This window comes from Pseudolactococcus hodotermopsidis, assembly GCF_011170085.1.
Classification (GTDB): Bacteria; Bacillota; Bacilli; order Lactobacillales; family Streptococcaceae; genus Pseudolactococcus; species Pseudolactococcus hodotermopsidis.
In genome coordinates this window covers 1-10,562 of the sequence record NZ_BLLI01000070.1, presented here as the reverse complement: position 1 = coordinate 10,562, position 10,562 = coordinate 1, and the positions used below count along the sequence as shown (strand labels likewise).

Below are 10,562 nucleotides of genomic sequence, written 5' to 3'. Positions count from 1 at the left end.
CTGAATATAACCAGTCTTTTTCTTGTAAATGATACTTACTTAGGATATAATCAAACATGTCTTTCCTTTCTTTTGTGTTGCTTAATAACTCACATTATAGAAGGAAGGATTTTTTTTTGCAAAAAAATCGTCTGGGAATTTTTCCCACACGATTTATTATAGAACCAACAAAACTTGTACAAATAAAAAATGACAACTGCCACTCTCAAGTAACAAAAGCATTCCGACAAACAATCAGAATGCTTTTTCTTCTCTAAATACTATCCCCATTCCAAATCGAATTTTTAACAATCACATAATCAACCTTGGTCAAACTTTCAATATCGCGACCACCCGCATAAGAAATTGAGCTTTGCAAGTCTTGTTGCATCTCGGTCAGCGTATCTTGTAAAGCTCCTTTGTGACGGACGAGAATCTTCTTGCCTTCAACGTTTTTCTTTTCGCCTTTTTGGTATTCTGAGGCGCTACCAAAATATTCTTTGTAGAGTTCGCCGTCTTTTTCAATTGTTTGTCCTGGACTTTCTTCATGACCTGCAAAGAGTGAGCCAATCATAACAAAAGTTGCGCCAAAACGGATTGATTTGGCAATATCACCATGCGTGCGGATACCGCCGTCAGCGATAATTGGTTTGCGGGCAGCCTTAGCACACCAACGCAAAGCCGCCAGTTGCCAGCCCCCTGTACCAAAACCAGTTTTGACTTTGGTAATACAGACTTTCCCTGGACCAATGCCAACCTTTGTCGCATCAGCACCCGCATTTTCAAGCTCGCGAACAGCCTCAGGTGTCCCAACATTTCCTGCGATAACGAAAGTTTCGGGAATGACTGCTTTGATATACTGAATCATGCGAATCACGCTATCAGAATGCCCATGGGCAATGTCAATCGTGATAAACTCAGGCACAGCATTTTCCGCTTTGAGTTCGTCAATAAAAGCGTACTCGTATGCCTTAACGCCAACAGAAATTGAGGCAATCAAGCCTTTTTCTTGCATTTTCTTGATAAAGGGAATCCGACCCGCCTCATCAAAACGGTGCATCACATAAAAATAACCATTTTTCGCCAAAAATGCCGCAACTTCCTCATCAATAATCGTCTGCATATTGGCAGGTACAACTGGAATTTTAAAGGTATAATTGCCAAGTTTGACTGATGTATCAGCCTCGCTACGACTGTTGATAATACATTTGTTAGGGACTAATTGAATATCTTCATAGTCAAATACAGGTAAATTGTTCATTTTTGTTCTCCAAATATGTTTAATATTTGCAGATACCGACCAAGTTTGCCTAGACAAACTTCGCTATTGTGACAGAATTTCCTTCTTCTGCTCGCCACAACTTCCATCACTTATTGTATAACATCTTCACTAATCTTCGCAAGTGCTTTGTTTACTTAGCGACATTATTTTTGGCAAATGTTCGGTTTTTACAACATTGGTCCGATAAGCCTTGCAATGCCTTCCTTAAATCGAATAAATGTTGAGCGTTCGCCATAGCGTTCTAGGGTTAATTGCTTGCTAAGCGTCAAATCTTCGTGGAAATTGTCGCGAAGTTGCTCTGCGAACTCTTTATCATAAATGACCATATTACCTTCAAAATCGAGATTAAAACTGCGATAATCAAAGTTAGCAGAGCCAACAGAGGCAAATGTTCCATCAATAATAATCGTTTTCGCATGAACAAAACCATTTTCATAGGTATAAACATCTGCGCCGTACTTGACAAGACTGGCGCTGTAATAGTAAGTCGCCCAGTAGACAAAGGGGTGATCGGGCTTGTTGGGAATGAGGAGCTTGACCTTGACACCGCTCAAAAGCGCGAGTTTGAGCGCCTCATGGATGGCATCGTCAGGAATATAATAGGGCGTTTGGATGATAATCTCGTCCTCAGCACCGTTAATCATCTTCAAGTAAGCCATTTTTATCTGCTCGCGCCGACTATCAGGACCGCTCGTCACAAACTGCGCCGTAACATTACCAGATGAAGGCATTTTTTCAGGAAAATAAGGTAAAGAATTGGTAATTTCGTGTTCATGCTGACTATTCCAGTCCATGATAAAACGATTTTGCAGCGAGTAAACAATATCTCCTGTTACACGTAGATGATTGTCTCGCCAGTAACCAAATTTTTTGGTAATGCTAACATATTCATCACCAACATTGAAACCACCAGTATAGCCGATTTTTCCGTCAATCACGACAATTTTCCGATGTAGCCGATAATTTGTTCGAGGATTTATCAACGGTAAAATCAGCGGAAAGAAATAGACGACCTTGCCACCAAGTGCAATAAGTTCCTTGAATGCTTTGAGTTTCGTGCGATTCGACCCCCAAGCATCAATCAAAATGCGAACCTCAACGCCACGTCTACATGCCTTTATCAGCGCCTGTGTCAGCTCCTTGCCAAGTTTATCCATACGAAAAATGTAGTATTCAACATGAATATGGTGCTGCGCCTTTTCAATGTCAGCAATCAAAGCATCAAACTTCTCACGCCCATCTGTGAAAAGGTCAATTTCTGTATTCATGGAAACAATTGACTCTTCTGATACAAAAAGCATATGCAAAAGTTGACCAATTACATAATTATCCGTAATCTTGGTCAAAAACCTATCTTCGGAATAGGCTTTTTTAGCTTGCGCAATTTCTCGTTCAAAGCCAGGACGATTCTGATTTTGCAATTCAAAAATGCGATAATCTGAGATACCACGACCGATTAAAATATAGAGAATAAACCCGACAATCGGCACCACATTAACCACAAAAAGCCACGACCAAGTTGATGCCGTACTTTTACGCTCACGGAATATAATAATAAAAGACAATATGATATTTATTAAAATAATAACATTACCGAAATAACTTCTTACCAACATCGAAAAAATATTAAAAATATCATTCATAGATTCATTTTAACATATTTTAATGAAAAAGTTGGTTTCAAGCTGTACCAGCCTAATTTACCTCATTTTTTAAGCAAATATAGTATAATAGAAATATGATAAAAACAGCCAACGGCTTACGTAAGCCAACAATTTTTGAGGCATTTTTTTACTTTGCACTATCACTTTTGGTCAATGCTTTCGGTAATGGCTTAACTGTTGCTGCTAATATGGGAAGTAGCATGTGGACAGCATCCGCCGCCAATATTGCTAATGATTTCAGCTTTTCGATTTCTTGGGTGCTAATTATTTATGGCGCATCACAGATTTTGATTAATATTGTGCTGACACGACATTTTGATTGGCCACATATTTTCGGTAATATTATTTTCATCAGTTTTTTTGGTCCATTTGTTGGGTTTTTCAAATCATTTTTTCTAACTTTAGGGATTGCTAATCTACCTTTGCCTATTGTCATTAGCCTTGATATTTTAGGAATTTGTCTGATTGCGACTGCCGTTTCAATTTATCAACGGCTCAATCTCATCTTACATCCAGGGGACGAGATGACTAATATCCTCAGATTTCAATATTTCAAGGGCAATGCCAAAATCGCCCAGTGGGTCAATTTTTCAATTCCTGCAACCGTGATTATCGTGCTAATGCTGATTTTCCGCCAAATTACCGCAGTCAATATCGGAACACTTTTCGCTTTCTTTTTTCAAGGCACAGTGCTGAATTATGCAGATAAAGTTGCTTTTCCTAAGTTAAAACACAGATTGTAATATTGACAAGAGACAAAATAAAATCGCATGAAATCAACGTTTTATAAAACGAATTTCATGCGATTTTTCTATTCTAATCTAATAAATTTCCTAATTTAAAAACTCATCTCCCAAAACAAATACTCAAATTCCAAATTTGATTTAAAGATGGGTAGAAACAGACAATTAGAAAAAATCTCAAGCCACAAATTTCTCAATCACACGCCAAGATGCGTCAAGTCCAGTCTTATCAAAGCTAGAAAAGATAATAAAATCATCATTACTATCAAATTGTAATCGTTTTTTAATCATACTTTCATGCTTATTCCATTTGCCACGCGGAATTTTATCAGCCTTAGTCGCAACCAAAATGACTGGAATGTCATAATATTTGAGAAATTCATACATCTGAATATCGTCAGCTGACGGCTCGTGGCGCATATCAACCAAACTCACAACTGCCCGCAAATTCGGACGTGTTGTCAGATATTCTTCAATCATGCCACCCCATTTTTCGCGTTCTTTTTTAGAAACACGCGCATAACCGTAGCCTGGCACATCAACAAAATGCAAGGTATCATCAATATTGAAAAAATTAAGTAACTGCGTTTTACCAGGTCGCCCAGATGTTCGGGCAAAGTTTTTACGATTCAACAAAGTATTGATAAAGCTAGACTTACCAACATTTGAGCGCCCAGCCAAAGCAATTTCTGGCATATTCGTTTCGGGATATTGTTTACTAGATGCCGCCGAAATCGTCAGGCTAACATTATGAATATTAAATTTCATGAGTCTCATTTCTATCTGCTTCACTCAAGTTAAAACAAATTTTGCTTGAGTGATTATAAAAGAGCGCGATTTAAACGCGTTCTCTTCATTAGTTTATGCGCCCAAAAGTAAAGGTTCTTCCTCGCCTCGAACGGCTTCTTCCGTGATGATAACTTTCTTAACTTCATTCATGCTAGGGACTTCAAACATGACATCCATCATCACTTCTTCAATAATCGATCGAAGACCACGTGCGCCAGTCTTACGCTCAATCGCTTTTTCAGCAATGGCAACAAGCGCACCAGAATCGAACTCTAAGTCAACATTATCAAAACTCATCAACCGTTGATATTGCTTAACAAGCGCATTTTTAGGCTCAGTCAAGATATTAACAAGATCGTTTTCCGTCAATCGTTCAAGCGCCGCTACGATTGGCAAACGCCCAATAAATTCAGGAATCAAACCAAATTTTTGGATGTCTTCAGCAATAATTTCCTGCATATAAGAATCATCTGCGCCAAGCGCTTTATTATTTGCACCAAAACCAATAATTTTCTCGCCCAAACGTTGCTTGACAATTTCTTCAATCCCATCAAAAGCACCGCCCACGATGAAAAGAATATTTTTCGTATCAAGCTGAATCATTTCCTGATTCGGATGCTTACGCCCGCCTTGCGGTGGAATACTTGCGACCGTGCCTTCAATGATTTTCAAAAGCGCTTGTTGCACGCCTTCGCCCGATACATCACGCGTAATTGACACATTTTCAGATTTTTTAGCGATTTTGTCAATCTCATCAACATAGATAATGCCACGCTCAGCGCGCGCCACGTTATAATCACTGGCTTGAAGCAATTTCAAGAGAATATTTTCAACATCTTCGCCAACATACCCCGCCTCAGTCAAGCTCGTTGCATCAGCAATAGCAAACGGCACATTAAGGGAACGCGCCAATGTTTGCGCCAAAAAAGTCTTGCCCGAACCTGTCGGCCCAATCATCAAAATATTCGACTTTTGCAACTCAATATCATTTTTCTCAACCGTTTCAGCAAAATTTATCCGCTTATAATGATTGTAAACAGCAACAGAAAGCGCCCGTTTCGCGCGTTCTTGCCCAATGACATAATCATCTAAAATCGCAAGCAATTCTTTCGGCGTTTTGCTCTCTAAAATATCCTCATAGCCCACATCATCCCTGAACTCCTCACGTAAAATATCCATTGACAACTCCACACATTCATTACAGATAAAAACATCACTACCCGCAATAAGTTTATGTACTTCATCTTGCGATTTGCCACAAAATGAACAAAAAATCTGATTTGTATTCGCCATGCTTGTAAAATTTTTCCTCTTCTATCTAAATTCTTTTTAAAATAAAGTCTGATAAGCTGCGTGAATTGTATTGACCAAATTTGTAAAAGCACACAATAAAAAAATGATTGCGAGACCATACTTCTTCTTGCGGAAACATTGCACCGCGCAAACCAAACAAATCCATGCTAAAACGGCGGTAAAAACACCAAAAATTGCTCGTTCCATTATTTTTTACTCTCATAGGTTTTGACTGTAAAACCATAGTTATTTTTCTCATCTGATGCGTGTGTTACACTAGAAATTTCACAAAAATCATTCAGTTTAAAATTTTCTGGAAAAGAGGTGTCTCCGTCAAATCTTCCATGAACAATCGTCCGATAAAGTCGCTCAAAACAACCGTCAAATAAGGTAAACATTTCAGCACCGCCGATAACAAACAAATCTCTTGCAGTCGCCTTATCTTGCGTTTGATACCAGTCTAAAACTTCTTTACGACTTCTGAACACTTGAACATTTTCACTATCAACCTGATAATCAGAATCACGCGTTAAGACAATTGTCAAACGCCCAGGCAAAGCACGTCGTTTCATGCCGTCAAAAGTCTTACGTCCCATCAAAATCGCTTGACCATAAGTCGTTTCCTTAAAATGCTGAAGTTCACCAGGAAGCGACCACGGTAAAGTGCCATTTACCCCAATCACGCCTTCTTCATCTTCAGCCCAAATTGCTGCAACCATCTACACTACCTCGCATTTAAATTCTCTATTATAATTATACCCTAATTTCCCATAAAATGTTAGAATAAAGATATGAATTATATGACCCATACGCTAGAGGCTTGGATGCCAATCGGTGCAACTAAACCAAAAGACGATATTGCAAAGATTGCTGCGCAACAAAACTGGCAAATTCTCAACATTGACCGTGCGACTCAGAGAAATGTCGCAGAAAATTTGACCAAGGAACTGACTGCGTCAGATATAGTTGTTCATCAGTTTCCTAGCTATCTGCCTTTAACATTTGAAAAAAATTTCCAAAAAGCGGTTCAAAAAAGAGGCGCTACTTTCATTCTCCTCATTCATGATTTCGAGCCTCTTCGCATAACCGAACGGCAAAAATCAGAATGTGAATATCAGCTTCTACAAAACGCTGATGGAATCGTCGTCCACACCTCAGAAATGGCTGAAAAATTAGCATTATCAGTCCCAACTTTCATCCTAGGGTTGTTTGATTATCTGACAACTGAGCCAATTCCCATTAGAAATTGCTCTGAAAATCTGATATTTGCTGGTACACTAATGAAAGCAAACTGGCTAAAAACTTTTCAGCAACCAATCAAGGTTTTTGGTACGCTACCTCGCAAATGGTCAGCTCATGCTTTGCCAAATACGTTTCAAATTCAAACGATTTTACCACAAGATAAGGCACCTGCTTTATTGCCTGATGGTATCGGATTAGTTTGGGATAGCGATTTATCAGCAGACACTCAGTATCAAGCCTACCAAAAACTCAACAGTCCCCATAAACTCAGCCTTTATCTTGCTGCTGAACTTCCTGTCATCGTCCCACGTTTTTCACCATTTGCAACTTTCATCACAGAAAATAAGTTAGGGACAAGCATTTCTGACTTGTCAGAATTACCAACGTCTTTTGACTATGATCCAAGTATGGCGCAAAAAATCGGACAAAATTTACGAAACGGCGATAATACCAAGAAATTACTCCAAGAATTAAAAGCATTTTATCAACCCAAAAAAGACTCTCGTCAATAAGGACAAGAGTCTTTTTGAATCTTCAGGTTATTTATTTAACTGTGCGGATACGCATTGTGTTTGTACGACCTGAACCGACTGGCACACCAGCAACAACAACGATGTTATCGCCAGATTCAACGAGACCTGATGCAATAGCTGCTTTTTCAGCAACTTCAAACATATCGTCAGTTGAAGCAGGTTTATCAGCCAACATTGGGATAACACCCCAGTTAATCATGAGCGCACGCTCAGTATTTTCGTCAAATGCAACTGCCAAGATGTCAGCATCTGGGCGGTATTTAGAGATAAGACGTGCAGTTGAACCTGACTCAGTCAAAGCAACAATGAGTTTGATGTCCATTGAGTTCGTTGCATCTTTAACAGCAGATGCAATAACTTCTGTTACATTTGAACGGTCAAATTTATCAGTTGACAAGCGACCATATTCTTTCAAAAGTGCTTGCGCATTTTTGTCAACTGTCGCCATTGTTGTCACTGATTCTACTGGGTATTTACCGTTAGCAGATTCACCTGAGAGCATTGTCGCATCTGTACCGTCAATAACTGCATTGAAAACATCAGAAATTTCAGAACGTGTTGCACGTGGTTTCTCAGTCATTGTTTCAAGCATGTTAGTCGCTGTAATGACCGCTTTACCAGCAGCATTAACTTTTTGGATGATTTGTTTTTGGTAAACTGGTACCATTTCAAATGGTACTTCGATTCCCATGTCGCCACGAGCAATCATGATACCGTCTGATGCAGCAATGATTTCATCCAAATTGTCAATCCCTTGTTGATTTTCAATTTTAGAGAAAAGTTGCACATGTGTGTTACCAGTTTCTTCAAGAATTGCGCGAACTTCATTCACATCTTTAGCAGTACGTACAAATGAAATGGCGATAAAGTTCAAACCTTTCGTCAAACCAAAACGAATATCAGCATCATCACGCTCAGCAAGTGCTGGGAAAGGAATTTTAGTGTAAGGAATGTTCACACCTTTTTGTTTAGCAATAATTGAATCATTTTCAACTTCAACTTCAAATTGACGAATTGCCGCATCTTTACCGATAACACGCAAACCAAGTTTACCGTCATCAATCAAGATTTGTTTGCCAATTTCAACATCATCAAAAATGTCAAGGTTACCTGCAACACTTAAGGCAATCACTTCACGAGTTGATTGAACGCCTTGTTTAGTCGTCACACGAATCTTTTCGCCAGTTGTGTAACTATACTCATCCACACCATCCTCAGCAAAAAGTTCAGTACGGATTTCAGGTCCTTTTGTATCAAGCAAGAAACCAACTTTTTGGTTCGCTTTTTTCTCAGCAAGACGAACCGTGTCCATACGAGCACCTTGCTCATCATGATCACCATGTGAGAAATTAAAACGAAAGACATTGGCACCCGCTGTAATCAGTTTAGCAATCGTATCCGATGACGCTTCTTGGTCAAGTTTACCAGCCCAGTAACCTTTTTCGCCGTATTTTTTACCATCACGAGTTTCAACAGCAGGACCGAGGGTTGCAACAATTTTTACGCGTTTGTTCATTTGGTAGAACTCCTTCTATAATCAAGTGGCTTTCGCCTTTATTTTCACTGCTTATGCAGTTTGTAACAGAAATGTTTTGGAAAATCTCAGGACTTGTCAATGACTAAACGTTCTTTCACTGGTCGAACATCTCTGTTCAATTTTTAAATTCCGCTTAGTATGAGATTTCTTTGTTAAGTTTATACAGGTCAAGATTGGCTTTGTGCGGATTATTGACAATGATTTTACCATTATCAAGACTGAACAAAGCACCTTCTTCAGCTGTACCGAGAATTGGGCTTTCAACCAACTCTTCATTATGAATGCCGACTGCAAGACCACCACGACCTGCTTTAAGTAAATCAACTGCATGCGCTCCCATCCATGAAGCTAGGACGCGGTCACGCGCAGTAGGTGTCCCACCACGTTGGATATGACCAAGCGTACTCACACGAAGATCGCTCCGATCGCCCGCTGCTTTGATTTTTTCAGCAAGCTCAGCTCCTTTCATGACACCTTCAGCAAGAACGATAATATTATGATTTTTACCATTTTTATAACCATTCTTGATAGAGGTAACAATGTCACTAACATCAAAATCATGTTCAGGAATGATAATCTCATCTGCACCTGCGCCAATACCAGCCCAAAGTGCGATGTCACCGGCATTTCGCCCCATTACCTCAACGATAAAAGTACGTTTATGTGATGACGACGTGTCACGAATCTTATCAATGGCGTCAAGTGCTGTCGTCACAGCAGTATCAAAACCAATCGTAAAGTCAGTGCCAACAATATCATTGTCAATCGTCCCAGGTAAACCAATCGCTGGAAAACCATGTTCTGTCAAGCGCATCGCACCGTGGTAAGAACCATCTCCACCAACAACGACAACGCCCTCAATGCCATGTTTTTTCAGTTGTTCAATCCCCGCAAGTTGCCCCTCAAGCTCAGCAAATTCAGGATAGCGCGCAGAGTACAAGAATGTCCCACCACGTGAAATCTTATCCCCAACACCACGAACAGTTAAAGGGAAAATGTCGCCTGCAACCATACCAGCATAACCATAATTGATCCCAAAGACTTCCATGCCTTCGTGAATAGCTTTACGGACAACGGCACGGACAGCGGCATTCATTCCAGGGGCGTCGCCACCACTGGTTAAAACGGCAATACGTTTCATTTGAGTATTAGTCCTCCAAAGTTTTTATCATACTTATTATACCACGTTTTAGATATTTTTGTCAGTTGTAAATGCAAGAAAACGTTTTCTAAAAACAGATTTAAATAATATAGTACAAAAATAGGAAATTTTTGCTATTTTTAGAAGATTGGGTTTCGCCATCGTCTTTACCACCTTTACATCAAGCCAATTTACAATAGTCACAATACTTAATAAATCTTAAAATTTTTAATAGACTTCTCCCAAAATTAAATTTCGAAATTGATAATACCACAAATTAAGGACGCCCGAAGTAAGTGCCTCTTTCTTCGATTACGATATTTCTGAGCCATACACTTAAAGGTTTTGATTTTAGCATT

General features: G+C 39.4%; 9 protein-coding genes. 2 read left to right on the top strand and 7 right to left on the bottom strand.

The features are described from left to right. Window positions 1-253: 253 nt before the first annotated feature. Window positions 254-1,240 carry a GMP reductase gene (guaC, locus tag Hs30E_RS09380; protein WP_172209699.1) on the bottom strand — a complete coding sequence of 329 codons (987 nt, stop codon included), beginning with the start codon at window positions 1,238-1,240 and terminating at the stop codon, window positions 254-256. Window positions 1,241-1,428: 188 nt separating this feature from the next. After that, complete coding sequence (gene cls, locus Hs30E_RS09375; RefSeq protein WP_172209700.1) at window positions 1,429-2,877, bottom strand: cardiolipin synthase; 1,449 nt, start codon at window positions 2,875-2,877, stop codon at window positions 1,429-1,431. A gap of 122 nt (window positions 2,878-2,999) precedes the next feature. Here cls and Hs30E_RS09370 point away from each other — a divergent pair, with 122 nt between their 5' ends. Next, window positions 3,000-3,668: a DUF6198 family protein gene (locus tag Hs30E_RS09370; protein WP_172209698.1), complete on the top strand. Its 669-nt coding sequence runs from the start codon at window positions 3,000-3,002 to the stop codon at window positions 3,666-3,668. 177 nt (window positions 3,669-3,845) lie between these two features. On the opposite strand, the gene yihA is transcribed toward Hs30E_RS09370, so the two are convergent. The 3 genes from yihA to Hs30E_RS09355 all read right to left on the bottom strand — a co-directional run bounded on the left by yihA (window position 3,846) and on the right by Hs30E_RS09355 (window position 6,469). Beyond that, on the bottom strand, window positions 3,846-4,436 hold the full coding sequence (gene yihA / locus Hs30E_RS09365; protein WP_172209697.1) for a ribosome biogenesis GTP-binding protein YihA/YsxC: 591 nt from the start codon (window positions 4,434-4,436) through the stop codon (window positions 3,846-3,848). A gap of 93 nt (window positions 4,437-4,529) precedes the next feature. Then, entirely contained in the window at window positions 4,530-5,750 is a 1,221-nt protein-coding gene (gene clpX / locus Hs30E_RS09360) for an ATP-dependent Clp protease ATP-binding subunit ClpX (RefSeq protein ID WP_172209696.1), read from the bottom strand. A gap of 206 nt (window positions 5,751-5,956) precedes the next feature. Beyond that, window positions 5,957-6,469: a dihydrofolate reductase gene (locus tag Hs30E_RS09355; RefSeq protein WP_172209695.1), complete on the bottom strand. Its 513-nt coding sequence runs from the start codon at window positions 6,467-6,469 to the stop codon at window positions 5,957-5,959. A 72-nt stretch (window positions 6,470-6,541) separates the two neighbouring features. On the opposite strand from Hs30E_RS09355, the gene Hs30E_RS09350 reads away from it, so the two are divergent. Next, window positions 6,542-7,504, top strand: a complete 963-nt coding sequence (locus Hs30E_RS09350; protein WP_172209694.1) for a glycosyltransferase — start codon at window positions 6,542-6,544, stop codon at window positions 7,502-7,504. A gap of 31 nt (window positions 7,505-7,535) precedes the next feature. On the opposite strand, the gene pyk is transcribed toward Hs30E_RS09350, so the two are convergent. Both pyk and pfkA read right to left on the bottom strand, forming a co-directional pair. Further along, window positions 7,536-9,041: a pyruvate kinase gene (pyk, locus tag Hs30E_RS09345; protein WP_172209693.1), complete on the bottom strand. Its 1,506-nt coding sequence runs from the start codon at window positions 9,039-9,041 to the stop codon at window positions 7,536-7,538. A 154-nt stretch (window positions 9,042-9,195) separates the two neighbouring features. Continuing rightward, window positions 9,196-10,203, bottom strand: a complete 1,008-nt coding sequence (pfkA, locus tag Hs30E_RS09340) for a 6-phosphofructokinase (protein ID WP_172209692.1) — start codon at window positions 10,201-10,203, stop codon at window positions 9,196-9,198. Between the last annotated feature and the right edge of the window lie 359 nt (window positions 10,204-10,562).